Origin of the sequence: Bacteroides sp. AF39-11AC (assembly GCF_003474285.1) — a bacterium.
Lineage (GTDB): Bacteria > Bacteroidota > Bacteroidia > Bacteroidales > Bacteroidaceae > Bacteroides.
The window spans coordinates 567986-594290 of sequence record NZ_QROH01000002.1 but is presented as its reverse complement, the minus strand read 5'-3'; the positions used below and the strand labels follow the sequence as shown (position 1 = coordinate 594290).

28 protein-coding genes and 1 pseudogene are annotated in these 26305 nt (G+C 44.0%); 13 read left to right on the top strand and 16 right to left on the bottom strand.

The genetic code is table 11. The annotated features are described in order from the left end of the window. Nucleotides 1-22: 22 nt before the first annotated feature. The 3 genes from DW036_RS05070 to DW036_RS05060 form a co-directional block, all read right to left on the bottom strand. The gene (locus tag DW036_RS05070) at nt 23-1828 is read right to left on the bottom strand and encodes a DUF1566 domain-containing protein (RefSeq protein WP_118461805.1); all 1806 of its coding nucleotides are present in this window, start codon (nt 1826-1828) and stop codon (nt 23-25) included. Nucleotides 1829-1858: 30 nt separating this feature from the next. Next, complete coding sequence (locus DW036_RS05065) at nt 1859-2755, bottom strand: FimB/Mfa2 family fimbrial subunit (RefSeq protein WP_118461803.1); 897 nt, start codon at nt 2753-2755, stop codon at nt 1859-1861. Between the two features lie 129 nt (nt 2756-2884). After that, nucleotides 2885-4141: a fimbrial protein gene (locus tag DW036_RS05060; RefSeq protein ID WP_118461801.1), complete on the bottom strand. Its 1257-nt coding sequence runs from the start codon at nt 4139-4141 to the stop codon at nt 2885-2887. A 308-nt stretch (nt 4142-4449) separates the two neighbouring features. Between DW036_RS05060 and DW036_RS05055 the strand changes: the two genes are divergently transcribed. Next, entirely contained in the window at nt 4450-5328 is an 879-nt protein-coding gene (locus DW036_RS05055; RefSeq protein ID WP_118461799.1) for an AraC family transcriptional regulator, read from the top strand. Between the two features lie 193 nt (nt 5329-5521). Here the strand turns inward: DW036_RS05055 and DW036_RS05050 are convergent, their stop codons facing one another. Beyond that, on the bottom strand, nt 5522-6766 hold the full coding sequence (locus DW036_RS05050; protein ID WP_187374553.1) for a site-specific integrase: 1245 nt from the start codon (nt 6764-6766) through the stop codon (nt 5522-5524). 245 nt (nt 6767-7011) lie between these two features. Further along, nucleotides 7012-7584, bottom strand: a complete 573-nt coding sequence (gene def, locus DW036_RS05045) for a peptide deformylase (RefSeq protein ID WP_118461796.1) — start codon at nt 7582-7584, stop codon at nt 7012-7014. 167 nt (nt 7585-7751) lie between these two features. On the opposite strand from def, the gene DW036_RS05040 reads away from it, so the two are divergent. After that, nucleotides 7752-8567, top strand: coding sequence for an AraC family transcriptional regulator (locus DW036_RS05040; RefSeq protein ID WP_118461794.1), 816 nt, complete (start codon nt 7752-7754; stop codon nt 8565-8567). A 10-nt stretch (nt 8568-8577) separates the two neighbouring features. On the opposite strand, the gene DW036_RS05035 is transcribed toward DW036_RS05040, so the two are convergent. The 3 genes from DW036_RS05035 to DW036_RS05025 form a co-directional block, all read right to left on the bottom strand. Next, nucleotides 8578-9039, bottom strand: a complete 462-nt coding sequence (locus DW036_RS05035) for a 4-hydroxy-3-methylbut-2-enyl diphosphate reductase (protein ID WP_118461792.1) — start codon at nt 9037-9039, stop codon at nt 8578-8580. Continuing rightward, nucleotides 9036-9785: a hypothetical protein gene (locus DW036_RS05030; protein ID WP_118461790.1), complete on the bottom strand. Its 750-nt coding sequence runs from the start codon at nt 9783-9785 to the stop codon at nt 9036-9038. The genes DW036_RS05035 and DW036_RS05030 overlap by 4 nt, the downstream gene beginning before the upstream one ends. Before the next feature lie 156 nt (nt 9786-9941). Continuing rightward, nucleotides 9942-10520 carry a Crp/Fnr family transcriptional regulator gene (locus DW036_RS05025; RefSeq protein WP_118461789.1) on the bottom strand — a complete coding sequence of 193 codons (579 nt, stop codon included), beginning with the start codon at nt 10518-10520 and terminating at the stop codon, nt 9942-9944. 370 nt (nt 10521-10890) lie between these two features. On the opposite strand from DW036_RS05025, the gene DW036_RS05020 reads away from it, so the two are divergent. The 3 genes from DW036_RS05020 to DW036_RS05010 all read left to right on the top strand — a co-directional run bounded on the left by DW036_RS05020 (nt 10891) and on the right by DW036_RS05010 (nt 13547). Beyond that, nucleotides 10891-11376: an HU family DNA-binding protein gene (locus DW036_RS05020; protein ID WP_118461787.1), complete on the top strand. Its 486-nt coding sequence runs from the start codon at nt 10891-10893 to the stop codon at nt 11374-11376. A 31-nt stretch (nt 11377-11407) separates the two neighbouring features. Then, nucleotides 11408-11923, top strand: a complete 516-nt coding sequence (locus tag DW036_RS05015) for an HXXEE domain-containing protein (RefSeq protein ID WP_118461785.1) — start codon at nt 11408-11410, stop codon at nt 11921-11923. Between the two features lie 112 nt (nt 11924-12035). Next, nucleotides 12036-13547 (top strand): NAD(P)H-hydrate dehydratase, encoded by a 1512-nt coding sequence (locus DW036_RS05010; RefSeq protein ID WP_118461783.1) that lies wholly within the window; start codon nt 12036-12038, stop codon nt 13545-13547. Between the two features lie 83 nt (nt 13548-13630). On the opposite strand, the gene DW036_RS05005 is transcribed toward DW036_RS05010, so the two are convergent. Continuing rightward, the gene (locus tag DW036_RS05005; RefSeq protein WP_118461781.1) at nt 13631-14314 is read right to left on the bottom strand and encodes a DUF5715 family protein; all 684 of its coding nucleotides are present in this window, start codon (nt 14312-14314) and stop codon (nt 13631-13633) included. Between the two features lie 111 nt (nt 14315-14425). On the opposite strand from DW036_RS05005, the gene truA reads away from it, so the two are divergent. The 6 genes from truA (at nt 14426) to DW036_RS04975 (ending at nt 18067) form a co-directional block, all read left to right on the top strand. Then, nucleotides 14426-15187 carry a tRNA pseudouridine(38-40) synthase TruA gene (gene truA / locus DW036_RS05000; RefSeq protein ID WP_118461779.1) on the top strand — a complete coding sequence of 254 codons (762 nt, stop codon included), beginning with the start codon at nt 14426-14428 and terminating at the stop codon, nt 15185-15187. Nucleotides 15188-15215: 28 nt separating this feature from the next. After that, on the top strand, nt 15216-16112 hold the full coding sequence (locus tag DW036_RS04995; RefSeq protein WP_118461777.1) for a DMT family transporter: 897 nt from the start codon (nt 15216-15218) through the stop codon (nt 16110-16112). A 128-nt stretch (nt 16113-16240) separates the two neighbouring features. Then, on the top strand, nt 16241-16534 hold the full coding sequence (locus tag DW036_RS04990; RefSeq protein ID WP_118462047.1) for a type II toxin-antitoxin system HigB family toxin: 294 nt from the start codon (nt 16241-16243) through the stop codon (nt 16532-16534). A 2-nt stretch (nt 16535-16536) separates the two neighbouring features. Next, entirely contained in the window at nt 16537-16902 is a 366-nt protein-coding gene (locus tag DW036_RS04985; protein WP_118461775.1) for a type II toxin-antitoxin system HigA family antitoxin, read from the top strand. Between the two features lie 2 nt (nt 16903-16904). Beyond that, on the top strand, nt 16905-17375 hold the full coding sequence (locus DW036_RS04980; protein ID WP_118461773.1) for a GAF domain-containing protein: 471 nt from the start codon (nt 16905-16907) through the stop codon (nt 17373-17375). 50 nt (nt 17376-17425) lie between these two features. Next, on the top strand, nt 17426-18067 hold the full coding sequence (locus tag DW036_RS04975; protein WP_118461771.1) for a DUF3256 family protein: 642 nt from the start codon (nt 17426-17428) through the stop codon (nt 18065-18067). 4 nt (nt 18068-18071) lie between these two features. Here DW036_RS04975 and DW036_RS04970 read toward each other — a convergent pair whose 3' ends face one another. The 3 genes from DW036_RS04970 to DW036_RS04960 all read right to left on the bottom strand — a co-directional run bounded on the left by DW036_RS04970 (nt 18072) and on the right by DW036_RS04960 (nt 20923). Beyond that, on the bottom strand, nt 18072-18962 hold the full coding sequence (locus DW036_RS04970; protein ID WP_007212615.1) for a YitT family protein: 891 nt from the start codon (nt 18960-18962) through the stop codon (nt 18072-18074). Between the two features lie 143 nt (nt 18963-19105). Beyond that, nucleotides 19106-19849: a LytTR family DNA-binding domain-containing protein gene (locus tag DW036_RS04965; RefSeq protein WP_118461769.1), complete on the bottom strand. Its 744-nt coding sequence runs from the start codon at nt 19847-19849 to the stop codon at nt 19106-19108. 3 nt (nt 19850-19852) lie between these two features. Beyond that, the gene (locus DW036_RS04960; protein WP_118461767.1) at nt 19853-20923 is read right to left on the bottom strand and encodes a sensor histidine kinase; all 1071 of its coding nucleotides are present in this window, start codon (nt 20921-20923) and stop codon (nt 19853-19855) included. A gap of 92 nt (nt 20924-21015) precedes the next feature. Between DW036_RS04960 and DW036_RS04955 the strand changes: the two genes are divergently transcribed. Together DW036_RS04955 and DW036_RS04950 are read left to right on the top strand one after the other, a co-directional pair. Beyond that, complete coding sequence (locus tag DW036_RS04955; RefSeq protein ID WP_118461765.1) at nt 21016-21921, top strand: DUF6268 family outer membrane beta-barrel protein; 906 nt, start codon at nt 21016-21018, stop codon at nt 21919-21921. A gap of 60 nt (nt 21922-21981) precedes the next feature. Next, a pseudogene (locus tag DW036_RS04950) lies at nt 21982-22110 on the top strand (nucleotidyltransferase domain-containing protein); the annotation flags it as partial. Here the strand turns inward: DW036_RS04950 and DW036_RS04945 are convergent. From DW036_RS04945 to DW036_RS04930, 4 genes are read right to left on the bottom strand one after another with little or no spacing between them, the layout of a single operon-like run. Further along, nucleotides 22111-23217: an AAA family ATPase gene (locus tag DW036_RS04945; RefSeq protein WP_118461763.1), complete on the bottom strand. Its 1107-nt coding sequence runs from the start codon at nt 23215-23217 to the stop codon at nt 22111-22113. Nucleotide 23218: 1 nt separating this feature from the next. Next, nucleotides 23219-23920 carry an RNA ligase family protein gene (locus tag DW036_RS04940; RefSeq protein WP_118461761.1) on the bottom strand — a complete coding sequence of 234 codons (702 nt, stop codon included), beginning with the start codon at nt 23918-23920 and terminating at the stop codon, nt 23219-23221. Nucleotides 23921-23955: 35 nt separating this feature from the next. After that, the gene (prfH, locus tag DW036_RS04935) at nt 23956-24573 is read right to left on the bottom strand and encodes a peptide chain release factor H (RefSeq protein ID WP_118461759.1); all 618 of its coding nucleotides are present in this window, start codon (nt 24571-24573) and stop codon (nt 23956-23958) included. A gap of 6 nt (nt 24574-24579) precedes the next feature. After that, entirely contained in the window at nt 24580-25977 is a 1398-nt protein-coding gene (locus DW036_RS04930; protein WP_118461758.1) for an RtcB family protein, read from the bottom strand. Nucleotides 25978-26305: the final 328 nt, after the last annotated feature.

Genomic DNA, 26305 nt, shown 5'->3' with positions numbered 1-26305 from the left:
TCATCTTTGTATATCGTTTCAATTACTTATTATCCAATTTCTGCCTTACGCAACGGATTTTCAGTTTTTCTGTTTTCAGATGATGCGATGCATATCCGGTAGCATCGGCAAAATCGATAGCCCATGCCGAACCGGACTTTTTCCTTTGCTCGTCTGTTGTACCTTCCAGATACTCACTCCCGCACCAATAAGCCCCGGACAACGGTATGAAGCCTCGCAATGCTTCCAATTTTGTCTGATTCACATAGATAAACGCCAGTTCCGATAGTCGCGGAAGTCTCCAGTCATCGAATCCGTTTTCTTCCAGATTGCGGCATAAATCAAAGGCTGTCAATGTAGTCCCAGTCTTCCACGGAATAATATCACTACCCGATTCATCCACTATATCATTACCGGAAACCATCAGATAAGGAAAGGTACCTTCATAGTTTAAGGCATCTGCCACTGTATCATACAACCTCCCGTTTTGTCCTCCCGAAATATTCGGAGCATAAAAATTATTTCCTTCCTTATAAAAATTATCATAGTCGAATGAAAGATATTGATTAGTACCCCAATAAGACTTCTTCTTAGGGATTTGTCGCGAGGAACCCACAGCATAAGTCCAGTCCACATTCTCTCCATTAAATCCCTGATAAGACAGGTAGTAGCCCAGAATGGAAGGCACGGAAGCCGTTTGCCCCACAGTCCATGGCTCAATAGCAACTTCGAAGCTTAAATTTTTCGGCTTGCTGTTGTACGCAAGTTCGGCAGTGGCATACCCCGCAGCTTCCACTCTCTTGATGGTAAACTGGTATACGTGGTTGCGCAGTATGTTCATTTTGTCCTTACTTCCCTCATCGTAAGTGAAGTCTATGCGGTAAAACGTTTCCATCGCCGAGCCGTCATACCTTCCTCCTACGATAATTGCAAGGCGATTGGCATGATTGTCGTCGAATGTGCTTCCCCATAGCAGGTCGGCTTCGGGCAGGTAGATTCGATCCGCACAATAAGTACCGTCCGTGATGTATGCACTGTTGTATGTCATGGTGACGGTTTCTCCGGGAACGACAGTGGGGCTGTCCATTACTATATTGTTTGAGGTGATATCATTGCTGGTAGTAGTCCAATGGAAGTTCCCCACTGCCGGTATGTAGGTGTATCGTTTTCCCGTTTTCCATACTTGTATTTCAGTCATGGTGAAAGGTACGTTATTTTTATTCCAGGTAACGGTACCGTCTGGGTTTGTAATTTTTCGACCGATGCCGAGGTCCACGCGTGCAACGGCACGAATCAGTTCGGTATTGCCCGTGTATCGAGTGTTTTCCTGTACCTGTACGGAGGCGCCTCCATTGACCACCCCGAACATGGGGAACGGGTGGGTACTATCGAATACAAGGGGGAGGAGGCTTTCTGCGCTCAGGCAAGCTTGCTGCACTTCGGCATAGGTTTTGCCATACAGGCCGTAAAGGAAACCGTAGTCGGGAAGGTTGGCAAGGATGACGAGTTTGTACTTATCGTTTGCACCCATGCTTTGCAACAAGGAGGCAGTGTATTTACCCCCGGTAGTTTCGGTGCCTTTTGCCACGTAGCGCAGGGTTCCGTAAGATTCACCTTCGGCATTGAACTGAAGAATATAAATGGAGGTAATCCGTGCATCGGCATCCGCACTACTTCCTGAAGTGTCGCTGATGCCTGAAGTAGCCACGGAAAACTCTACAAGGACCGGACTGTTGTTTGGTGGCACATCATAACGGTCGTCATTCTGGCAAGCTCCCGCCACAATGATTATCCAAAAGAGCTTAATCAGTCCGTTTAGTACCAATATATAATTATTTCTTTTCTTCATATCCTATTCTTTCTTTGAGAATCAAAAAAATCAATTGTATTCTTTCCAGACGACTGTTTCGCCCCAACTTGTAATTTCAATCTCTACGTTTACGGAGCCTTCGAAGTTCAATAAGAGATTCGTGGTTTTACCCACCACGGGGATAATGGGGTTTCCGTTGCCGTCGGCATGTACGCTTTTGAGCAAAGTTCCTTTGTGGTAGATTTCGATGGTAAGCCCGGTGGCATCTACAGTGGGGAAAAGCCGGAACATGGAAACTTCGAAGTCTTTGTTTGCTGCTAAATTTACAGGTGGGGAATAAGAAGCGGGAGTTCCTCCGTACGTTGCGTCGAAATTCATCCGGCTGCTTGTTTCGCGAACCACGAGTGAGTAGTCCCCGTCTTTCGTGCCGGTGAGCCGTTGCAATCCGCGCAGGGTTATATTCATTGACGCCGTCATGCGGGAGACAACTATAATTTGTCTTTCAGGCTGAGCGTGCGTTGTGTTATTTTCAATTTCAAGCTCTCCGTAGAGCAAATCGGCGGGAGAGGTAAAGATGTCCTGTTCCGCCCTTGTGGGTTCAGCGGGCTTCAGTGATATGAAGCCGTCAGAGCATGCGCCGCCCTTTTCGGGAGGACTGACGGACATAGTGCCGTCTTGCGTGTTGCACAAGGCTACGCAGTGGAACATGGGGATGTCCGGATAGTTCAGGGTCACGGGTTCCATGCCGCTTATCGCGAATACATCGAGTAGCCTGTCTTTGTCATCGAATACATAGAGACTTATATCTTTCATGGCTTGAGGCGAAATGTCGGCAGGCAGTTCCACTGTCAGCGGAATACCTGTGTAACAATCATCGGTATTCTCGGCTATGCATCCCGACAACAGCAATGTGAACATGAAGTAAAATATACCCGGGATGGACCGGAATCTGTAATCGCCTGTCATAATGGGTTTTCTTTCTTATTTTATTTCTTAGGAGGTTTAGAAACATCTGCTGCAGGCACTGCTGTAGCAGATGTTTCTGATAAGTTTGCATACCCCGCAGGGGCATCGGTCAGGATGTCAATCCCGGGATTATGTCCATTCTTTGCTAATCTCCGGTATCAGATCCCAAGTTGCCGGAGTAACGGTAACCTCTATGGCACTGCTTACGGTCGGTTTAGTCGGATCTTCGGTACCACCACCGCCGGTACCGCCATCGTTGGTAGGTTTAAAGTTACCGTTCAGTGCCAGAGACACGGTGTAAACCTTACCCGGCGCAAGTTCCGCCTGGTCTCCGCCTCCGAAATAAACGGTGAAATACAAGGTCTGATCTTCTTTTGAAATACCCTGACCTGAATCAGCTTGCGTTTTTCTCCATTTCACTTCAACCACGAGTGCTGTAGGATGCTTAGCGATATCTGAAACACCGGTATTTGCGAATGTGTACCAATGTCCTATGTTCGAGATATTATTTGTAGTAGTCGTAAATTTGTCTGAACCGGCCTCTATGGTATATTCATTATTAGGTTTATAACTATTCGGCTCTGTACCCGTCCATGGTGCAGACCACGTTACACCACCGGTGTATTGTTTATCGTCTTGTGCGATATAATCGGTACCGCTCGCGGTAGCAGGCAGGAAGTGCGTGGCTCTCTGTACATTCATTAGGTACACACGTGTGATAGTAAAGTTTGCATCATCAGTTGTGTCAAATGAGTTTGCCTGAACATATTTATTATCTTGACCTTTACCATTGAATGAAATTTCTTTGAGCTGTATTCTGGCCGACAAATAGTTCAACTGTATTGTTACATTGGCTTTCATTACCTCACCATCCTTAGCGAAAGCAGACAGAGTTCCTAATCCTGACATATAGAGATTGTCATCCTTCTGTGTTACTGCACCGGCAGGATCTGTCGGGGCTGCAAGCATATTTGCCAGCACAGCCTTGAGCGCAGTCTTGCTTGAAACAGCGACAAACATTCCTCCTGTAGTTGTCTGGTCTCCTGTATTGGTAACAACTGCCACTTCTGTGGCATCTGTCGTAGTTGACACTTCATTAGCTCCCTGTGCCGGAGTATCAATATACTTTTTCGCAATAACGTTTCCGGAACTGTTGAATACAAATATTGTAAGGTTATTCACCTTTTGATTACTTGCCAGCAATGTTTCATTAGTAGGCAAACCTGCTGCTCTGCTATCTGTCTGATTACCGTTTCCTGCCAATTTTATGACAACTTTGGCTTCCGGTGCATTGCTATCTATACCCGGAATTTCATCGTCATTCTGCGAACAGCTTGTTAATGCTGCTATTGCGCACATTAAAAAAAATAAACTTTTTACTTTCATACAACGTTTTTTAAATTAATAAAATTGATAATAATTGTTTGTTTGTTTTGATTTCGAGCAATTATTTTGAGTGAAGCTCTATTTAGAATAGAGAGCCGGAAAAATAAATTCTTATGTAAGTGTCTGGATATCATAATATGCTGTTTTTAAGATAGAAAGGAGTAGGCTTTGCGCTATCTATACTTGAATATATTTGCAGGATTATTGCTGCAATATTTTATAGGTAAGTGCATTATGATATCCGGTACTGAAACAATGCTGAAACAATACTGAAACAAACAAAATAAATACATTAAATATAGAATCTTATGGGTCGTAAAATTTTACTTAATAAACTGCTTTATACCGAGGAGCACCTTTCGTGTAGAAATTACTTAAATCAAGTGGAATCCGGTTTTAAATATATAGAGTTAGAGCAAGAGGTGTCTATCCATAAAGAATGTGCATGCTGGAACTATCTGCTACTGTTTCTTGATGGAGAATTTGTTATTAGCCAGGATCAATTTAATAAACGCAGGTTTAGTGCCGGAACAATGATTCTGTTACCTAAGATGTCTGCATTCAGTGGTTGGGGCAGTAGTGGTGCTAAACTGATTGCTTTATCATTTGATACTCCTCCGGGTAATTGTGACATGTTTGTTTTACAATCGCTATCAGGTATTTGCGAAACAATTGAATATAACTTTCAAGCTATTGAAATTCGTTATCCAATTACTCCTTGTCTGGAAGTGCTGACCTTTTGCCTAAAGAGTGGGATGAATTGCGGGCATTTGCACGAATTAATGGCAAAAGAACTGTTTTTTCTAATACGCGGGTTTTATACAAAAAAGGAGATTGCCAGCCTGTTTTATCCCATCATAGGGCAGGATTTTCTTTTTAAGCAGATGATTTTAGAGAACTATCAGAAGGCGGATAATGTTGAAGCGCTAATTAATATCTCTAATATGGGTAGGAGTAGTTTTTTTACCAAATTTAAAATTGTATTTGGAATGACGGCCAAATGCTGGATTGTGAAACAGAGGAATCGCAGAATACTGGATGAAGCAATGCGCCCTGATGTAACAGTTAAAGAATTGATGGTGAAATTTATGTTTGACTCACAAGTTAATTTTACGCACTATTGCAAGCAACACTTCGGCTGTACGCCTAAACAACTGATAGAGCACTATCGCATTGAAAATCAATAAAATTGTTTATTTAATACCCCTATGGACTAAATATAAAACTTATTGGACTTTTTTACATATAGACGTATGTAAAAATGACGTATCTTTGTAGCGTGAAACAAAAGTTGCATAGGATTATTATAGGTGTATCTCTATTCTAAATAGATATTTATATTTGACAAATATACTGAATTTACTTAATGCGGAAAAATAATTATCTCAATTTAACATTTAAAATAAGATTATTCATCATTTTGTTGACTTGTTTGAGATGGTCTGTATCAAGCTCCTTAAGGTATATATGTGTCATGTCTTCTGTTGTGTGTCCCAGCCCTGCACTGATAGTTGAAATCGGTACACCGTTGTCACGGGCCAGAGTTGCCCAGGTGTGGCGTGCTACGTATGTGGTTAAGGGAGTACGGATATTCAGATCACCGGCTATTTTTTTCAAAGCACGATTGATACGGGACAGGGCCGACCGATACTGCTTGTATGCGGAAATTTGTTTTTTACCTGCATTTTGAGGATTTATAATGGGGAACATATAGGATTCTTTATCATTGGTATCCCTGTTCATTCCGTACCGGTTGAACAGTTCTTGTATCTGAGGAGTAATCCCGATGTGAATCAATTGCTTCGACTTATGGCGCGAATAACTGATTATTTCATCACAGATATGTTTCTGTTGCAAGAAAGCAATATCTACAAAGGACATTCCCTGTGTATAGAAACTGAACAAAAAAAGATCCCGTGCAAATTGTAAAGTTGAGTTTTCCGGAAGATGAAGATGTAACAGGCGGGACATGTCTTCGCGACTCAAAGCACGTTTGATGGTGCGGCAAGGTTTGGCGTTTATGTCATTGAACGGATACTCTTCATGCGAAACCAAGCCCTCTTTTACTGCGAGGTTATAGCATGTGCGGAAATTGCGTATGTAAAAGTTTACAGTGTTTTCTCCTGCCCCTTCGTTTCTCAAAAAGTCTATGTAGCGGGCAACGAACTTTGGGTTTATCTGAGACATCCGTATGTCTTGGTTTCCAAGAAACTTGGATAGCGACTGCTTGGTGCTGTGATAAGCAGCTCCAATACCCTCTTTACTGATCTCTTTTTTCCATTCTATTTGAGTACTTATATACTTTAGCAGGTAAAAACATCTTATGGGACTCTGAGGCGTTTCTGATGTAATCTCATGTACGCTGTATTCCTCACCGGAACTGTCGAGTTCAAGAATACGTTTACTAAGCAGCCGATACATTCTGCGAATTTCACGGTTTATTTTCACATTCACTCTCCGGTGGGTATTTACCTTCCTTTTCCTGGAATCGAATTCCTCTTTCATTACATGAAACCCTGTGTACAGGAGCTTCTTGCGCCTATTATGAATAATCTGAAAGACGAGTGGATAGGTTCCGTCATTCAACCTCCGGCTTAAGTTCAACATTAATTTTATTGAAGCCATAAAAAATAAATTAATACATTAATTGTTTGATATACAACCGAACCCGGAGCAAAACTCCTAATTCGATATTGCAAACTATAACAATTATGAAAATAAAAAGTTATGGCAAAAACCGGTCAGTGATATTCTACAGTAATGATAACATTCAAATTATATACGGCAATTTTCGGATAGTTGCTTTTTCTTTCAATTCTTTGGTGGAATATATTGCCGTAACTCTTTCAAGAAATCCGGTAGTTGCTGTATTAATGACTCACAAAGATAGTATTTCTTTTTTTTGCTATTCGTATTAACTTGTTTTTTATTAGTTGTTTCCTGAAAGGCGACAAATGATCTATATACAGTTTCCCTTCCGTATGCTCAAACTCATGTTGAATGATTCGTGCCGTATATCCGTGGTAAACCTTGAATTGCTCATTAAATTCCTTATCCTGATACTTTATTGTTATGGACCAGGGGCGTGTCACTTCCTCATACAGAGCGGGAATACTCAGACAGCCTTCTCCCGTAGTCCATACCTCGTCACTGTATCCTGTTATTTCCGCATTTATGAATGTTTCTTCTATCCCGCAATCATCTTTTGCAAAGAAACGTTCTCTTTCTCTGGCAGACATATATGCATAGCTATCCCGGCTGTTCACTACAAATAGTTTGATAGGAAGATTGATCTGTGGAGCAGCCAGACCACAACCGTCTGCATTTCTCAGTGTCTGCCACATCGTCTCTATGACTTCCCGGATGCCCGGATAAGTTTTCTCTATACTCACACATTCTTCTCTCAGTACGGGATTCCCGTAAATTGTTATCGGTTTAATCATATTACTTTTTTTAGGCAAAAGTAACCCATAGACATCAACCCTTATGGTAAATTTTAGACATATCGTTCTGTACTATCCTATATTTATGTACTTTTGCACACATGCCGGTAAGGTTATTAGAACATATCATATCACATCCTTTCGCTTCTCTTGAGGGGATAAGGACAATGACTCCTGCAAAAGATATGCAAGAGTACGTCGATAGTTTCTTTATCTTCCCTTGCTGCGATTTATCTGATAGCTTGGCATATAATGACGGAACACCTATGTTAGCATTCCTGTCCGAGGCGGAAGATGAAGTAGAGTTGGAGTATAATGAGGCGACTTCCAGATTCAAATCCGGTTGGTTCAGTACAAGGTCTTTTGAAAAGATGGCTGTTCGTTTCTCCGGAAGGGGCACTTATCTGCTGATAGTACGGTTTAAACCTGCATCTTTTTACCGCTTGTTTGGGTTGGATGCCAAAAAACTCAATACCCGTCCTTTCTGGAATCTGCAATCCGTATTTCATGATTCGGATGCTTTACTGAAAGAAATGCAGCAATGTGGGGAAGTAGAAGAGAAGATAGAACTTTTAGAAACCTGTATCCGCAATGTCCTATCCGTAAATGAAAAATCTAATAAACTGCTGGATGAGGCCATTCGCTATATCAAGTTGCATAAAGGAACATTATCCATCGATGAATTAAAGTCGCATTTAGGCGTTAACTATAAATGGCTGGAACGAAACTTTTCCGAAGCAGTCGGCATGACGCCCAAGTGTTACTCTTCTTTGCAGCGGTTCATCCATGCTTATACTGCTTTTCGGGTACAGAAAGATTTGGTTCGCATTACCGCGGATAGTGGTTATAGCGACACGAATCATTTCATTAAGGACTTTAAGAAGTATACCGGACAAACTCCCATGCAGTATTTGCGTACATGCAATATGAAATCCTGCCTCACGGAATCGCGAAGTAGGATTTCTCTTGAAAAGTTTAGTTGAGATTGTATTGTTATTTTGTAGAGAGCGGCAGTGATTCATATTCCCTGTATTCTCTGTAATCTTGTCCGGGAACAGTTATCGGATCGTCATAAGTTTCGTATATGTGCAATTTGTCGGCGGTCAGTTGTTTTATTTCCCAATATAACCCGCTATCCATATAGATAATTTTAAAATTAGGTATCGTGAACGACCAGCGGAAATAACCCATGTTTTCGGAGACTTCCCCATCGTCATAGTTCCATACGAATTTACGGGAGCCGGTGGCATCACTTTTGAATACCCACAATTCGTATACATCACACTCTCTGCCGTCATACGATGTCATGTGGAAGGATCGTTCCCACCCCTTGTTCTTGGTTAGGTTGTCAATAATCTCTTGTTGCCCGTCGTCGTAGTAGCCCGATTTCTCGACACAGCCCGTCAGCAGGGAGAGAATGATAAACGACAAATAGATATATGACCTTTTTATCATGGATGTGAGATGTTAAGTATTGCAATGGTGGCGTTGCTGTCGCAATTGCTTGCTACTTCGAAGTTCCATTCCGTATCTGGCCGTTCTGCATGCCATGCAAAGCGGGGAGCAATCATCCGATATCCTACACCGCAAAACAGCACGTTCACCATTTGTCTGTTGCCGTTTTCCTCCATTTCACAAGAAACGAGAAATGTCCAACCTGCATTCTTGTAGGCTTGTGGAAAGAGTTCAATGGATGTTTCAATATCACCGCTTTCATAAACGGTGTATTCTTTTTCGCTATCGGTTACTTTTAAAGAAGCAGTCCTGGGATAGTAACTGCGGGTAGCTTCATTCTCATTTATTCTTTCCAGCACTATAGGGGAATTGCTTTTGGTACGGCTCACATAGATTTCGTTGCCGGTTATCATCACCACATAATCCACTCCGTGATTGGATGCAAGTTGCCCGGACAGTTTGCTTACCCGGTCGATGCTCTGCTGAAATACATCGAGATTGAACGAATTGACTACAGCCCATTCTTCCGCATCTGCATTGGTAATATAAGACAAGGCGGTAGTCCGCTTATTGGGATTGATATAATACTCATGCGTCGTCTTGTTAATGTCGACGAACCTGTTCAGCACTTCTGCGTCCTGTTCGTAACTTCTGCTTGCTTGTTCGGACGGAATATTAAAATCATCTTGGCAGCCTTGAATGGACAGAGCCACCAATGCCATTAACAGAATATGTACACGTTTCATAATAATGTATTTTAAGAGTGATTATTCTTTGCCGGACGTTTTGTATGGTATCATCTGTCTTTAATGTCTGACTCGCTGCAAATTAAGTGCATAAAAAAATGAAAAGCCTTGAATACTTTCAAGGCCTTCAAAATAAAGTGATAATCCTATGATTTTTTAACAAGGATCTATTCCTTTGATACTCTTTCGTATATGGCTGATTGTTTCAGGAGTGACCCGAAGAAAAGAAGCTATCTCCCTGAGTGTGGTGTAATTTAGAAAATCCGGGTAGCATTTTACTAAATTCACATATAGTTCAGCAGGTGTTTTACAGTAAATATCAAGCAAGCGCTTATAAGTCTGGACAAAGAGTTCTTCCGCTAAAATTTTTTCCAATTCCTGAGTAGATTTGTCGGTGGAAAAGAAGTTGGTTATTTCTTGGGCAGATGCATAATATATCAGAGAATCTGTTGTTGCCTGAATGCTTACCATTGCCTTCTCTTTCTTCATGCATTGTGGGTAATCACCGACAAATTCTCCTGCGAAAGCATAGCCTACAATATGTTCACATCCGTTTTCATCCGTACAGACATAACGGAACATACCTTTCTCTACATAGGCGGCATGTGTCGTGACAATGCCTTGTTCCGCAAAATATTCTTTTTTCTTCATCTCTTTGCATCTTCCATGATCCAAAAAGAATTCTTTGAATATAGAGAACTCCTCACGCTCCGCATAGTTATTAAAGCCTTTCATATATAGCGAATTAGTGTTTGTCTAATTGATAGCAAAAATACAAAAGAGAGAATAGAAGGTACATTATCGGACCAATAAAAAAGATTATTTAGGCAGAGGGTTTTTATTTTATGGTTTATTTGTTTTTCAGGCAATTGTTTGTCACTCGATGTTAATGCTAATATTCCTTGTTTATCTCTATTAAATAGTCTACTTTTGTTTAATAAACAGTGGTGTTTACATGTGCATGTTAGAACTATTGAGATATGCATGTTGATACTGTTTACATGTGCATGTCAGTAGTCCTAACATGTGCATGTAGGTATCTGCATTCTTTAAAGAAAGACGGACTGTTTAATAATAAAGCGTTAACTGTTAATATATTCGATATATGGCAATCCCTTACATTGTCTGCCGCAAGGTGGATGCAACGAAAAAAGAAAAACCCCAATTGTGGTATGCCGTCGGCAAGAAAATGCAGAAGAAAAGCGGCAGAACGGAGCGGGACGTAGCACATCGGGTAGCTCAGCGGACTGGTTTTCACCCGGGAGTGGTAGAAGCAGTTCTGGCTGCAACGGGTGAAATCATTGAAGAGGAGTTGAGCGACGGACGCTCTGTGACGTTACGCGGCATCGGGTCGTTTCAGACGGCAGTCACGAGCAAGGGGTTCGAACATCCGGAAGATGTGTTGCCACATTCCGTCAGACTCTCACGTGTGTACTTCAAAGCGGACCGTAGGCTGACGCTGGCCGTGAAACGTGCGGGATGCCATCGGATTCCGTTTAAGTATTACTTCCCGAAGGAGCTGCTGACGAAGAAGATGGAACTGGCCGATAAACAGGCGGAACGGGAAGAGGATGAGATGGATGCTTATTAGCGTGCATCATGTTACTTTATAAATCGTCGTTATGGATCATATTGTGTTACTGATATGTCTGTTTCCCATCGTCTTCATGTTGCATGATTTCGAAGAGATCATTATGCAACAGAGGTGGATGGAGCGGAATGCAGATGAATTGTCCCGTCGCTTCCCGGTGTTGAGAAAGCAAATCATGCAATTACGGGAGTTGAGCACGACCGGTTTTGCAATAGCGGTTGCCGAGGAATTTATTATTATCAGTGGTGTATCTGTCTATGCAGTTCTTTCCCGGCATTATTTTTTGTGGATGGCTTTGTTCCTTGCATTTGGCATACATTTGCTCGTGCATGTGGGGCAATTCGTACTGCTAAGGAAGTATATTCCGGCTATAGTAACCTCATTACTTTGTCTGCCTTATGCGGTTTATGTCTGTTATTTCTTTTATTCTACGGGCTTGTTTACTGCAATGGATTTTCTATTGGGCGGAATATTGGGTGTCCTTGTTATGGTGTTGAATCTGAAATTGGCTCATGCGTTGGGGCGCAGGCTAGATGCCCTCATTTAATAGATCAGGATGCTTTAATTCCTCCAATGGATTTGAGAATTATTCTCTGCCATCCTTCCTTGCGTATCTCCACAAAATAGCCTACCTTTGTTAGTAATTTGAAAATAAAGATATGAAGATATTTCCTACTCAAAGCATCAAAGAATTGGATGCTTACACAATAGAGAATGAACCGGTTGCTTCCATCGACCTGATGGAGCGTGCCTCGCAGGCATTGACAAAAGCGATTACGAAACGCTGGGAGGTTGAAACACCGGTTACGGTATTTGCCGGACCGGGCAATAATGGTGGAGATGCATTGGCAGTCTCCCGATTGCTGGCGGAAAAGGGTTATCAGGTATCGGTTTATCTGTTTAATACCAAAGGAGAACTTTCTCCCGATTGCGAGGCGAACAAGGAACGACTGGCGGATGTGAAGAATGTGGATTTTCATGAAGTGACATCACAATTCGTCCCGCCCGTGCTGACGGCTGACCATGTGGTTATCGACGGATTGTTCGGTAGTGGACTGAACAAGCCGCTGAGTGGTGGTTTTGCTGCCGTGGTGAAGTATATCAATGCTTCATCGGCACAGATTGTGGCTATTGATGTTCCTTCGGGATTGATGGGGGAGGAGAATACTTTCAATATCAAAGCTAATATTGTCCGTGCGGATGTGACGCTGAGTCTGCAATTGCCGAAGCTGGCTTTTCTCTTTGCAGAGAATCAGGAGTTCGTGGGTGAATGGGAATTGCTGGATATCGGTCTGAGTGAAGATGCGATAGAGGAGATGGAGACTGATTATAGTCTGCTGGAGGCTGAGGATATGCAGGATCTGTTGAAACCGAGAAATAAGTTTGCCCATAAAGGGGATTTCGGACGCGCCCTGCTTATAGCCGGTTCGCAAGGAATGGCGGGAGCGTCGGTGCTTGCCGCAAAAGCTTGCTTGCGCTCTGGAGTAGGGTTGCTGACGATGCATGTGCCTTATTGTAACAATATGATTGTGCAGACTTCCGTGCCGGAGGCTATGACGGAACTGGACCCCAGTGATACCTGTTTTGCCTGCCCTACGGATACGGATGATTATCAGGCAGTGGGCATCGGTCCGGGTCTGGGAAAGGCGGAAGAGACAGAGGGCGCGGTATTGGAACAGATAGACAGTTGTTTATCTCCTATGGTAGTGGATGCTGATGCTTTGAATGTACTGGCAGGGCATCGCAATTATATCGGACGCTTACCGAAAGGGAGTATTCTGACACCGCATCCGAAAGAACTGGAACGGTTGGTAGGAAAGTGTCAGGACTCTTATGAACGCTTAACGAAAGCACGTGAGTTGGCGCGAACATCAGGAACGTATATCATCTTGAAAGGTGCTTACTCTGTGGTTATTACTCCGCAAGGGAAGTGTTGTTTTAATACTACAGGTAATCCGGGTATGGCAACAGGTGGCAGTGGAGATGTGTTGACGGGTGTAGTGCTGGCTTTGTTGGCACAAGGGTATGCTTCGGAAGATGCAGCCTGCCTGGCGATGTATGTTCACGGGCTTGCCGGAGACATTGCTTGCAAGAAGTATGGGACGATAGGAATGACGGCTGGGGATATCGTGACGTGTCTGCCATTGGCGTGGAGGATGATGGAAGAATGAAAAGACAAGATATCAGGTTTTAAGTATGCAGTGTTATGGCGTAGTCTTAATACTGCAATACTTAAAACTTAATACCTGATTTATTATTTTCCTCTCGTCGTAATATGGAAGCATCCTTGCTTCAACTCATACTTTATATAGCATTTATCCGCTTTCCGCAAGTCGCGCAATACTTCGGAGAGTACGAGTTTCAATGTATCTGAACTGACATCCTGTAGCGGGCGTCCATCTTCATCTTCCACTTTCTTGAAGCGCTTCCAACTGACATCGAATGTGGTTCCGTAGAAATGCGCGGAGTTTGCCGAGGCATTACCATTGCGGCGACGCAGGCGTTTTACGTCATCTTCGGTGCGGAGTACCGAGGTTACGATTATTTTATTGGGATTTAGCCCTTTGGCGGTCAGTGAGTCAAGGAAATTGGTACCGATGGTATCCAGTAGTTGTGCTGCACCTTTAATGAGATATGGGATGGAGTGTGTCAGCGAGTCTACCACATATAAATCGTTCGTTTCGATGTGCTGAAGTTTTTCCTTCATGTGTTCGGCCTCTTTGCGGGAGGCAATTGGCGTAATGCCTATGGCTTGTGCGACATTCAGATGCGCTTCATTCAAGTCGCCGAAAGTTCGTCTGTAACTGATAACTCCTTTAATGTTTCGCGGCTCGTTCAGTTTGAGGGACATATCTTTCTTTTTGCATCCGGCAAGGGAAGTGCCGGCCATAAGTATTGCTAAAAATAAAACCGGAAGTTTGTTGTATCTTTGTTGCATATTGCTTGAAAATGTTTTTATGTGGGCACAAAAGTAGGAAAAAGAAAAGAGAGTTCTTCCTTATAGCCTTATTTTTGTACCTTTGCGCCCGAAAAATGAAAGCAAAAGAGTATGCAACGGTATTTTATTTATTTAGCTTACGACGGAACCGCCTACCACGGCTGGCAGATACAACCCAACGGAGACAGTGTACAAGAGTGTCTGATGCGTGCACTTGCCACACTGATGCGTCGTAAAGTAGAAGTTATTGGTGCCGGACGTACCGATGCCGGGGTGCATGCTGCTCTGATGGTTGCCCACTTTGATAGTGACGAACCGCTTGATACAGCTTTCTTTATCGACAAACTGAACCGTCTTTTGCCGCCTGATATTTCTGTCTACCGCCTCCGTGCAGTGAAGCCCGATGCGCATGCCCGCTTTGATGCAACGGCACGCATGTATAAATACTACGTGACTACGGCAAAGTCTCCCTTCAATCGTCAATACCGTTGTCGTCTTTTCCAGACGCCCGATTTCGAACGAATGAACGAAGCGGCCCGTAGTTTGTTTAATTATACAGACTTCACCAGTTTCAGCAAACTGCATACGGACGTAAAAACAAACAACTGCCGCATCATGCATGCCGCTTGGACTCAGATAGACGATGTAACCTGGGTATTCACCATTCAGGCGGACCGCTTCCTGCGCAATATGGTTCGTGCAGTTGTCGGCACTTTGCTCGAAGTAGGCCGTGGCAAGCTCACCGTTGATGGTTTCCGGCGTGTCATCGAGCAGAAAGACCGTTGCAAGGCTGGTACTTCCGTTCCGGGCAATGCTCTGTTTCTGGTAGATGTCACATATCCCGAGGAATTATTCATCGCAGATAATAACTGAATAACTAACAATTAATTAACTAAGAACCATGTGGTTATTACTCGCCTTTCTCTCAGCTGCCTTGCTGGGTTTTTATGATGCATTTAAGAAGAAATCATTGCGCGATAATGCTGTGCTTCCCGTTCTGTTTCTGAATACGGTATTCTCCAGCCTGATATTTCTTCCTTTCATACTGGTTTCCGCTTTTACTCCTGCTTTGAACGGAACAATGTTCGAAGTACCTGTTGCAGGTTGGGAAGTACATAAGTTTGTCATTGTCAAGTCGTTCATAGTTCTGTCTTCCTGGATATTCGGTTACTTTGGCATGAAGCATTTGCCGTTGACGATTGTCGGTCCGATTAATGCTACCCGTCCTGTAATGGTGCTGGTGGGTGCCATGCTGATATTCGGTGAACGTCTGAACCTGTATCAATGGATTGGAGTCATGCTTGCCATACTTTCTTTCTTTATGCTGAGCCGTTCCGGTAAGAAAGAAGGCATTGACTTTAAACATAACAAATGGATTTACTTCATCGTGCTGGCTGCCATCACCGGAGCTATCAGCGGACTTTATGACAAGTATCTGATGAAGCAATTCAATCCTATGGTGGTGCAGTCGTGGTATAATGTCTATCAGGTATTTATCATGTGTCCCATTATCCTTTTGCTGTGGTACCCCAAACGAAAAGAAAGTACCCCTTTCCGTTGGGACTGGACTATCATCCTGATATCCGTTTTCCTTAGTGCAGCTGACTTTGCCTACTTCTATGCCTTGAGCTATGAAGACTCCATGATTTCCATTGTCTCTATGGTACGTCGGGGCAGTGTGGTTGTCTCCTTCCTTTTCGGAGCTCTCTTCTTCCGTGAAAAGAATTTAAAAAGTAAGGCTGTCGATCTCATTTTGGTATTGATTGGAATGTTCTTCCTGTATTTGGGAAGTAAATGATGCTGATTACTATGAAGGGAGATTAAAGAAAAAGTAAGAAGTATCTTAGTATTAATAGTTTTGAAAGACAATAAAATGTTTTGTTTTTCAATATTAAATATGTACCTTTGTTCAAATCAATACGAGTAATGAGAATAATAGCCAAAAGCAAAATAGTTGAATATTATACCAAAAACCCTGATGCTGAAACAGCTCTTGAAGATTGGTATCAGAAGGTAAAGAAAGCAGAGTGGACCTGTTTTGCTGATATGAAGCAGACTTTTAATAGTGTTGATAATGTAGGTAATCAGCATTATATATTCAATATTAGAGGCAATAATTATAGGTTGGTTGTAGTGATTAAATTTACTATTAAGACTGTTTTAATTCGTTTTATTGGCACTCATACGGATTATGATAATATAGATGCTAAAAATGTTTAGGTATGGCAAAGATTCAGAGTGAAATAGCTTATAAAGCGGCAATGGAGAGGATAGAAGAACTTCTTCCATTAGTTGATGATGATACTCCTTTGACTGATAAAAATCTTATAGAGTTGGATTTACTGTCAGGACTTGTAGAAGAGTATGAGGATGAACATTATCCGATCAAAGTTCCCTCTTTGGTTGATGTGTTAAAATTGCGTATGTATGAAATGGGAATAAATCAGGCAAAGTTGTCTGAGTTACTTGGAGTGAGCACTTCGCGTGTTAGCGACTATATTACTGGAAGGAGTGAACCTACTTTGAAGGTAGCTCGTGAAATGAGCAGGAAGTTGAATATTGATGCTAATATAGTATTGGGAGTGTAATTATGGCAGAAGATTTATGTATCAGCAACGGCGGCAAGGCCGAAAAGTATCAGACTTTGCTTCCCCAGATAAAGAGCCTGATTGAAGGCGAAAATGACCTTATAGCCAATCTGGCTAATATTTCGGCTGCACTGAAAGAGACTTTCGGTTTCTTTTGGGTAGGATTCTATCTGGTGAAAGGGGAAGAACTGGTATTGGGACCTTTTCAGGGACCGATAGCCTGCACACGTATCCGGAAAGGACGGGGTGTTTGCGGTACGGCATGGGCTAAGGCAGAGACGTTGGTGGTGCCCGATGTAGATGCATTCCCCGGACATATAGCTTGCAGTTCGTTGTCGCGCTCGGAGATCGTTGTTCCGTTGATTCGTGAGAATGGCAAGGTGTGGGGTGTGCTCGATATAGACAGTGAAAACCTGAATACCTTTGACGAAACAGATGCACATTTTCTTGGAGAGATATGCTCCTTGCTCTGAAGATTGCGTTGAAGTAATAAAATACAAAATAGGAATAACAGAAAAATAATATGATGAAGAAATTGACAATGTTCTTGTGTTTGGCTTGTGCCTGGATGTGTTCTCTGCAAGCCCAGGAAGCTAAAACCTTTTTCAAAAATATGCCCGATAGCCTCAGTCCGCTGCTTACTGCTGTGAACCGTGCCGACTTTATCGACTTCCTTGAAAGTAAGATGAAAGCGGAAGTAACCAACCGTTTTGGCGGCAAATCGGAAATGACGGAGCTTGCTCCCGACTATATCCGCATCCAGATGACACCGCAAAGCTCTTGGCAGATGAAACTACTGGCTACGAGTGACAGCACGAAAGTAATCTGTACCGTGTCTACAGCTTGTGCCCCTGCCTGCGACAGTGACGTCCATTTCTATACCACCGGTTGGGAAGAATTGCCCGCTTCTTCTTTCCTCACGCCTCCTGTAATGAAAGATTTCCTGTCATTACCAGATACGTTGATGGATTATGAAGTGAGAGATGCCGGCGAACAGGCAGATATGCTGCTGATGAAAGCCGATCTTTCTGCAAAGGACAATACACTGACTTTTACTTTTACAACTACCGACTATATGGATAAAGAAGCGGCAGAGAAACTGAAACCGTATCTCCGCCGCCCTGTAGTGTATGTTTGGAAAGAAGGTGGCTATGGCCGCAAGTAACGGGCTACTTCACCTTTATTCTGTCGAACCCTTCTCCGTATACTCCGATTACCGCACTTTGTGATACAAATGCGTTTGGATCTATATCCTTTATCAATCGGAATATAATTGTTGATTCGCGCTTCTTGGCAAGTACGAACAACATCTTCTGTTCCTTGCCGCTATAAAATCCGGAAGCATTGATGACGGTGGCTCCTCGGTGCGGATATACATTGATGTGCCGGGCTATTTCATCATATTTCTCACTGATGATAAAGAACTGTACGGATTGCCGGGCACTGTTCACTACCTGATCCAGAACAAAACTGCAAATGTACAGGGTTACATAACCGTAAACCACCTTCTCCCAATCTTTCAACACAAAGTAACTGGAAGAAATGATAATCAGGTCACAGATCAGCATTACACGCCCCAGCGTGATATCCCGGTATTTATTGATGATGGCGGCAATGATATCCGTTCCGCCTGTGCTACCATTGGAAGAAAAAGCGATGCCTATGCCGCCTCCGCAGAGGGATGCACCGATGACACACGCCATGAAAGGCTGATCGTGCAGTAAGACCACACCGCTTGCCAGTCTCTGAATGATGGAAAGGAAGAATGTCAGGGTGAATACGGCGAATACAGTTTTGATACTGAACTTCCAGCCCAGGATGCGGATAGAGAGTAGTAGCAAGATGAGGTTGATACTGAAATAAGTGTACTGCACAGGGAAGCCGGTAGCGAAATAGACTATGGAGGCGATACCCGGCACTCCTCCGGTGGTGATGTCATTGGGCAATAGAAATACTGTCCAGCCTATACCATAAAGAATTAATCCGAGGGCGATCATTAAATAATCTCTTGTTTCCCGAATCAGGCTTTGCTTAGTAGGGACGTTTACGATTGTTTTCATCTGTTTTATGCGTAAGTTTGGTAATGAGTTTTAGAAACTTTCTCTATAAAATGTGCGTTGTCTGTTTACGCCTGCAAAGATAGATGTAATATTCGGAAATCTTGTCTAATCCGTCATGGTTCATGAAGGGATGTGCCCAATTTTTATTTGCTGATTAAATTCTTATAGACTACTGTTTGCAGTAATTCCTCCCGTCGCAGGGCTGAAACAGGAAGTTCTTTCCCGTTGATGAAGACTCTTCCTTTGGCGATGGAATCGATGTGCGAGAGGTTTACAAGGAAAGACTTGTGTATTCTGAAGAAGGCGCTTTGAGGCAGAATTTCTTCCAGTGAAGTCATGGTCTGATGGATGATGAGAGTTTTGGACTTGAAGTGCAGTTTCAGGTAGTTTTGCATACCTTCTACATACAGTATATCTTTCCAGGCTATCTGGGTAAATGCATCCCCCTGTCTGATATACATTTCCCGGGTGGTTTCTTCTATTCCATTATTTTGCAGTAAGAGTTGGGTTCTGAAAGTATGGGCGGCCTTGGTCACTGCCTGAAAGAAACGCTGAAAAGAAATTGGTTTCAGTAAGTAGTCAACAACATTGAGTTGATAGCCTTCCAGGGCATATTCGGAATAGGCGGTAGTTAGTATGGTCAACGGTGCTTCATCCAATGATTTCAGGAAATCGATGCCGGAAAGATAGGGCATATTGATATCCAGAAACATGAGGTTGATAGGCTGGTTTTCTAATATTCCTCTTGCTTCGAGTGCAGAAGAACAGGTAGCGTTGACTGTGAGAAAGTCCAGTTTGCTGATGTGGTTGGCAATGCCTTTGATGGCGATTTGTTCGTCGTCTACGATGAGGCATTTTAGGGGTTGTTGTTCAGGGGAGTCTTTCATCTTTTATATTTCAATGCTAAGTGAGGTTTGATAATAGGTATCTGTTTGGTTGACGGACAACTGGTACTTCTTGTGGAACAGGATGTCCAGTCGTTTGATTGCATTGGCCAGTCCCAGTCCGGTGCCTGTTCGTTGCAGATGCGGGGAACTGGTGTTGCCAACTTCAAGAAGGATATGATGGGTATTCTGTTTGAGCCGTATCTGTACTTGTCCTTTCTCCGTGGGGGTGTGCGATGCATGTTTAAAGGCATTTTCTATGAATGTCAGTAATAACAAAGGCGGGAATCCGATGCTGTCGTCTTCTACTTCCCATTCGGTGCTTACGGTCAGTTTGTCTTCCCAGCGAATGTTTTCTATCGCTATGTAGTTTTGTAGGAATTCTATTTCCTGTTCCAGGCTGATAAGCTCTTTCTGACCGTTATACAGCTGGTAACGCAGGATATCGGAATATTTCTCTAACAAAGAGGAAGCTAAAGGTACATTATCCTGCATCAGAATGTTGATGTGATTCAACACATTGAACATGAAGTGAGGGGTGATTTGCTGCCGTAATGTCTGGAAGAGGAATTGAGATTTCTCTTTTTCTAATTGCAGGTTTTCCGAATAGAAATACAGGCCGCAGAAGGCGAGATTAATAACCAATGTACCCGGTAGCAAGAGGATAGAGTTGAAAAGAAGGCTTTCTTCTCCCTCTATGAAGATGTTGGATGCAGGGAATATACCTGTTTGTTCAAGATGCTGGAAGAGAACGAAGTAGGAAGCTACCAGTGCACTTGTAGGGACGCAAAGTACTATAAACAATATCCAGAAAGGCTTCATCTGCTTGGTGCGTATCGCTTTTTTCAGCAGATGGTTACATAGATATTGGTTCACCAGCATATAACTGCCACTTATGCAGATGGTGAGAAGCGTTGCTTCGCATATACTGGTCGACATATTGAGGAATTGTATCCAGAAAGTGCCAGCGATGAGTAGCCAGAAGATAGTAGAGAGCTGCTGCGATTTGAAAGTCAGATGTTTCTTCATGTTGCAAAGATAAGGGATAAAGTGGTTGCTGCTTATCCGTTTTGTCATAAGCAGGCCGGGGGTTGGTCAAAAAGATTTTCTCGTTCGCATTGATATTGACAATCTTTGTGGCATACAAATCATTAAAAGAAGAAACAAAAATGAAATGGATATCTATTGCAACAGTCTTATTACTACTGGTTTCTGTGGAAAGCACTGCACAGATCACTATTAAAACAGAGTATTTCGGTACATCGGCTTATCGGGATGAGCACAATCAGAAAGTGGGTAACAGTAAAGGTTCCGCCATGGTCTATCACGGAAGTGCCAATCTGCCTTTGTCGATGAAAAAGAACGAAAGCAATCAGCCTACGATATGGGGGATCGGGCTTTCGGGCGATTATGCGTCTCTGAATAATAAGAATATTGCAGAGCCTCTTGTGTTGTCCGAGATCCTGAATTTGCAGATGTCGCTTTTCCATGTGCGGCCTTTGAGTGAGAAATGGTCGATGATGGCAAGCATCGGTGTCGGCGTGTATACGGATGATACACGGTTTTCGCGTTTACGTTTCCGGAATGTATTGGGAAGTGCGGGGTTGGTCTTTGTCAGGCGTATATTCCCTAATCTGGAACTGGGTGCGGGTTTGGCATTGAACAATGCTTTCGGTTATCCTATGGCGTTTCCTGCATTATACGTAAATTGGAATTATGGGCATAAGCTGACTTGTAGTTTCTCGGCTTTGGATGGAGCTAACCTTGCGGTTGGGTATAATGTGGACAAAACGTTCAGCATCAGTTTCATTACGGAAATGGGTGGGCAGATGGCTTTGACAGAGTTGAATGGTGATGATAAGATTTTTACGCACCAGTACATTGTGGTAGGTTTCCGTCCTGAATTCAAGGTTTCCAAGCACATTTCTTTGCCTGTTACGGTGGGGATAAATGCGGTACGTAATGCTTATTATGATGGCAGAAGCTTGTCAGCGTTCTTTAAGGCGATGGGGAGGGAATATGATCCTTGTTTCCAGATAGCGCCGTATTTCTCGGTAAGTATTGTATTGCAGTAAGTTGTATTTCCGAAAACATTGTTATCTTTGTCGTGTAATTAGAGAATAGGAGATTAAGTTATGAAACGACCTGATATTGTTCGCCGGATTGCAGAAGTAGTGCATCGCATTGCTCCTGATGCGAAGACCATTCTTTATGGGTCCGAAGCTCGGGGAGATGCACAGGTAGATTCGGATATAGACTTACTCTCAGACAGCATACACCACCTCATGTGCCTCCCCCAATTGCGGAACTTCCAGCTTCCCGAGCATTGCATCCAGTACCGTTTCCGGAACCATAAATTCCCGTTCACGATTTTGTTTCCTCCATACCGCATACGGCTTTTCGATATAAACAATCTTCACTTTAGCCCCGTAAGTGAGGAATAAATCAATCAGTTGCGAGCGCATTTGTTTTGAGGTATTGGTTGCATTCCACACAAACCCTTGCTCTTTACGCAGATAGCTGCGAGCTTCTTCTTTAGCTTCCTGTACCACCCTGCCATTGGCAGCCTTATCCGTAGGGCTAACTTTGTACTTTCGCCGGATAGCATCAAGGCTTATCACAGGAATATCCTGTGGCAATGTACGGATATAATGATCTTTCCCCATCCCCGGTAAACCGGATAATAAGATAACTTCACACCGGAAATTATCATGTGGAATGTAATCTATATACCCATCCTCAGCATGAAAGTACTGGAAGCGGGCATGGTCCGTTGCAAAGCCTCGTGCCTTTCCCCAGCAATCCTGTTCACGGCAAAGCATCTCGAATAATTCGACAACCTCCATCAGTGCAGACTTATCTTTGCAGATACGTCCCTGAATATCCGCTACTGCAAGCATTTTCAGTAAACGTGTATCCACTCTGAGAGATGCTTCGCACAGCTTCTTCACAGGATTCTCCCGTTCCATAATCCAAACCGGCAAACCATGATAACGCACCAGCGCAGCAATGTTCTCCCGGATATGAAACGGAGTAGGAATATCCCTGTAAAGGATCGTGCGTGCCGTATATTCCCCACGCCTGGCATGTCCCTTGGAAGTGATAATGCCACCTCCTTCATCTACCGAAGTAGAGCGCTTCTCCACATCATGCAGTAAAGCGGCTGCCCATAATATTTCCTGTTCCTGTGCAGGCAAAGCCCGATATTCCGGCTGTTGCTGCAATGCATCCAGTACCATACGGGTATGTACGGCCACACTACCTTCTTCGTGATGCAAATGGTGCTGCATCACGAAGTTCATATCTTGTACCCACCGGAACTGTTGTTCCAGTGAGTCCCAATTCTTATTATCTGTCAGTTTCCAATTCATTTTATTCCTCCTTTCCTGTTTCCCAGATGAGGCGGGCACGCTTCCAGTTGCGTGTCCAGTGCTCATCGGTCTTCACATGCCCCTTGCGTACGTACTTGAATACGTTGTGGGCAAATTCACTTACAGGATATTCACCTATATTACGGGTGACTACCCCTTCGCGGGTACAATCTGCGTCTGTTTGTGGATCGCGTGTTCCGAGCACACCCGGTTTTTGTGCCAGACTAACGACTTGTTGCTGCAATGCTTCCTGCGTCAATCCTTTTACCGTTTCCACTCGTAATTCGGGTACCGTGGGCAAGTCGAACAGAGCGGCATAGAATTTCACTTCCTCCCACGACAGCCACTGATTCAGACAGCGCACGGCAAACACGAAAAAGTGTGTTTCCAGTTTGCGATACTCTATCGAATGTATGGCATACAGGTTTTCACCGAATATCTCGATGTCTCCCAAGTCGTTTTTCATGAGTTCCCAACGCTCGCGCAGTTCCCTGGTCCACGGTGAGGTGGTGGGTGCTGCATGCGAGCGGGCAAATACACCGTGGCGGCTCAGACAATTATTTTCTCCGTCCAGCTTTTCGGTGTGTATCAGGGTTTCTATCTGTTGGATGTCTTCCCAATATGTATGGTTGATGCGGTCGTCACTGGTCGTTCCGGGAGAAAACGGATAATGATACGTGCGACCATATTTTTCTGATAACATAAGTTGCTCCTTTCTTTTTTAATCATTCATCTACTTTAAATCAGCGGCTCCTGGATCACCTTCACCGGATTGCCACGTTGCAGGCAGTTGTGATTACTCCAGTTGGCCTGTGCCTGAATCATGGCTTGCTCTATGCTCCATGATGCCAGTTTCAACAGCAGGCGTTCGGTGGCCAGCTTCTTGTTTTGCCATTGCGAGCGTTGGTCGGAAGCTACCACGCTCATTCCGGTAGGGATATGGACGGCACGGACGGCAGACTCCGTCTTGTTCACGTGTTGCCCGCCCGGTCCGGATGCCCGCAAGGTCTCATAACGGATTTCCGCTTCCGTAGCCTCCTGGCTTTCGGAGAGCGTGAAGGTCTGCACACCGACAAACCAGTTCTTCCGTTTATGATAAATGCGGTACGGACTTTTGGCAATCCACTGCACGGTACCTTCCCAGTCCTCAATCAGCGCGTGATAATCTCGGCCTTGCAGAGAGATGACGGCTGAGAGCAGGGTACGGTTGAGAGGTCCTGTTTCGCGTTCCACGACTTCTGTTTTCACTCCTTTGGCGACGGCTTGTTTCAGAATCTTTTCCAGTACCAGCGCCACTACGCGACAACATTCGGCAGGGCCGCGTCCGGAGGTTATTTGCATATATACTTTCTCCATAGCCTCTTACTCTTTATTCATTCTTACGATGCGCGGCATGAATTTGCCCTGCACTTCTACCAATGTCTCTTGGGGTTGCATCACCCGGTCGATGTTCTTGTAGGCTAATGGCATCTCTTCGATGCTACCCCCAATCAGTGTGACCCCAGCCTGCGAGAGAAATTTCTTCATGGCCGACTGGGTGAAACTCTCCTTTGCCTTCTGGCGCGACATGGCCCGTCCGGCACCGTGCGAAGCGGAACATAACGACTCTTCCACACCCCGACCTGCTACCAGATAACCGGGAGTTGCCATGCTTCCGGGGATAAGTCCCGGTTGCCCAGCCTGTGCAGGAGTAGCCCCTTTGCGATGCACGATGGCGGTGCGTCCGGGTGCAATCTCCTCTTTCCAAGCGAAGTTGTGATGATTGTTCACGTTCGCCATTGGCTTCAGTCCCAGAGCTTTCGAGAGGTTCAGGTGGATTTGTTCGTGACAGGCACGGGCATAGTCGCCTGCCAGGTTCATGCTCATCCAGTATTCCTGTCCTTCTTCCGAGTTCAAATCGAGCCAAGCAAAATGCTGTGCTTCACGTGGCAGTTTGCAGACTTCACGGGCTATCTGGCTGTAATGCATGGCAATAGCTGCTCCCAGTCCGCGCGAACCGGAATGTGACAGCAATGCCATATAATTGCCTTCGGGCAGTCCCAGCACATTTTCTCCTTGCAGAAGAAGCTCTCCGAACTCCACGAAATGATTTCCACCGCCGGAACTGCCCAACTGACGAATGGCCTTTCCGCGTAAGTCCCTCAGAAGAGGTGTTAACTGGAATTCTTCCCGTTCTGTCACTTCATGCTCCTGTGCAAAGGTCAGGCCACCCTCTATGCCGAAATGGGTATAGTTTTTCAGTGCCTCTTTTATCTGATGCGAGTATCTTTTCAGATAATCCGCTTTGGCATCGAACACCGTCAGGCTCATCCGGCAACCGATATCCACCCCTACGGCATAGGGAATGACGGCATTGTCCGTGGCGAGTACACCGCCGATGGGCAGACCGTATCCGGCATGTGCATCGGGCATCAGTGCGCCGGCTACGCTGACGGGGAGCCTCATGGCCAGGTTCATCTGCTGTTTGGCGAGGGTTTCTATGAACTTGCCGCCATAGGTTTTATAGGGCAACGGCTCGTCGAGCAAGTCGTATGCTGTGAACTTCTTTTCGATGAGGGTGGGGGACAGGCGTTCGGCCAGTTTGCCCCATGTCTCATTCTCTTTATAAGTATCGGGATTTTCCAGCACGTCGCTCAGTGTCTTGATAATCTGTTCTTTGCTTTGGTGCTTGCAATGTTTACCGACGATGGCTACTGCCAGACTGCGTGCTACATTGTCTCTATATCCCAGCTTACTTAAATCTTTTAATCGTATTCCCATATTTTCTTTTTTTCATGTGTATGCATACGGCATGGGCTGCCCGCCTCGCGACGGGGCAGTGCAATATGCGTTTTGTACCCAATGCATGAGGGATGATGATAGATACAACACTATCTGTCCACTGCATTGAAGTGAATAATAATAAAATTATAAATGTGATTGTAGGACTAATCAAGAAAATTGCAAAGCCCCATCATCCCGATGAGTCAACTTAGTCCTGGCTGAGATATTATAGTTCCAACATAAATTAGTCCCTTTCTTTTAGTTTTAAAGGGGTGAATACTGTGTTTAACGGTGGCAAAAGTAATGCATCTTTTTAAAGTATGCA

Excerpts from the sequence above, each read along its gene's own strand:
- DW036_RS05025 (WP_118461789.1), bottom strand. The coding sequence starts at position 10,520 with ATGAAAGGCTTTAATAACTATGCGGAGCGTGAGGAGTTCTCTATATTC.
- DW036_RS04955 (WP_118461765.1), top strand. The coding sequence starts at position 21,016 with ATGAAATGGATATCTATTGCAACAGTCTTATTACTACTGGTTTCTGTG.
- DW036_RS04970 (WP_007212615.1), bottom strand. The coding sequence starts at position 18,962 with ATGAAAACAATCGTAAACGTCCCTACTAAGCAAAGCCTGATTCGGGAA.
- DW036_RS04940 (WP_118461761.1), bottom strand. The coding sequence starts at position 23,920 with ATGTTATCAGAAAAATATGGTCGCACGTATCATTATCCGTTTTCTCCC.
- DW036_RS05020 (WP_118461787.1), top strand. The coding sequence starts at position 10,891 with ATGGCAATCCCTTACATTGTCTGCCGCAAGGTGGATGCAACGAAAAAA.
- DW036_RS05070 (WP_118461805.1), bottom strand. The coding sequence starts at position 1,828 with ATGAAGAAAAGAAATAATTATATATTGGTACTAAACGGACTGATTAAG.
- truA (WP_118461779.1), top strand. The coding sequence starts at position 14,426 with ATGCAACGGTATTTTATTTATTTAGCTTACGACGGAACCGCCTACCAC.
- DW036_RS05055 (WP_118461799.1), top strand. The coding sequence starts at position 4,450 with ATGGGTCGTAAAATTTTACTTAATAAACTGCTTTATACCGAGGAGCAC.
- DW036_RS05030 (WP_118461790.1), bottom strand. The coding sequence starts at position 9,785 with ATGAAACGTGTACATATTCTGTTAATGGCATTGGTGGCTCTGTCCATT.
- DW036_RS04945 (WP_118461763.1), bottom strand. The coding sequence starts at position 23,217 with ATGAATTGGAAACTGACAGATAATAAGAATTGGGACTCACTGGAACAA.
- DW036_RS05050 (WP_187374553.1), bottom strand. The coding sequence starts at position 6,766 with ATGGCTTCAATAAAATTAATGTTGAACTTAAGCCGGAGGTTGAATGAC.
- DW036_RS05065 (WP_118461803.1), bottom strand. The coding sequence starts at position 2,755 with ATGACAGGCGATTACAGATTCCGGTCCATCCCGGGTATATTTTACTTC.
- DW036_RS04985 (WP_118461775.1), top strand. The coding sequence starts at position 16,537 with ATGGCAAAGATTCAGAGTGAAATAGCTTATAAAGCGGCAATGGAGAGG.
- DW036_RS04990 (WP_118462047.1), top strand. The coding sequence starts at position 16,241 with ATGAGAATAATAGCCAAAAGCAAAATAGTTGAATATTATACCAAAAAC.
- DW036_RS05005 (WP_118461781.1), bottom strand. The coding sequence starts at position 14,314 with ATGCAACAAAGATACAACAAACTTCCGGTTTTATTTTTAGCAATACTT.
- DW036_RS04960 (WP_118461767.1), bottom strand. The coding sequence starts at position 20,923 with ATGACAAAACGGATAAGCAGCAACCACTTTATCCCTTATCTTTGCAAC.
- DW036_RS05035 (WP_118461792.1), bottom strand. The coding sequence starts at position 9,039 with ATGATAAAAAGGTCATATATCTATTTGTCGTTTATCATTCTCTCCCTG.
- DW036_RS04995 (WP_118461777.1), top strand. The coding sequence starts at position 15,216 with ATGTGGTTATTACTCGCCTTTCTCTCAGCTGCCTTGCTGGGTTTTTAT.
- DW036_RS05040 (WP_118461794.1), top strand. The coding sequence starts at position 7,752 with ATGACTCCTGCAAAAGATATGCAAGAGTACGTCGATAGTTTCTTTATC.
- DW036_RS04975 (WP_118461771.1), top strand. The coding sequence starts at position 17,426 with ATGATGAAGAAATTGACAATGTTCTTGTGTTTGGCTTGTGCCTGGATG.
- DW036_RS05010 (WP_118461783.1), top strand. The coding sequence starts at position 12,036 with ATGAAGATATTTCCTACTCAAAGCATCAAAGAATTGGATGCTTACACA.
- def (WP_118461796.1), bottom strand. The coding sequence starts at position 7,584 with ATGATTAAACCGATAACAATTTACGGGAATCCCGTACTGAGAGAAGAA.
- DW036_RS05015 (WP_118461785.1), top strand. The coding sequence starts at position 11,408 with ATGGATCATATTGTGTTACTGATATGTCTGTTTCCCATCGTCTTCATG.
- DW036_RS04965 (WP_118461769.1), bottom strand. The coding sequence starts at position 19,849 with ATGAAAGACTCCCCTGAACAACAACCCCTAAAATGCCTCATCGTAGAC.
- prfH (WP_118461759.1), bottom strand. The coding sequence starts at position 24,573 with ATGGAGAAAGTATATATGCAAATAACCTCCGGACGCGGCCCTGCCGAA.
- DW036_RS04930 (WP_118461758.1), bottom strand. The coding sequence starts at position 25,977 with ATGGGAATACGATTAAAAGATTTAAGTAAGCTGGGATATAGAGACAAT.
- DW036_RS05060 (WP_118461801.1), bottom strand. The coding sequence starts at position 4,141 with ATGAAAGTAAAAAGTTTATTTTTTTTAATGTGCGCAATAGCAGCATTA.
- DW036_RS04980 (WP_118461773.1), top strand. The coding sequence starts at position 16,905 with ATGGCAGAAGATTTATGTATCAGCAACGGCGGCAAGGCCGAAAAGTAT.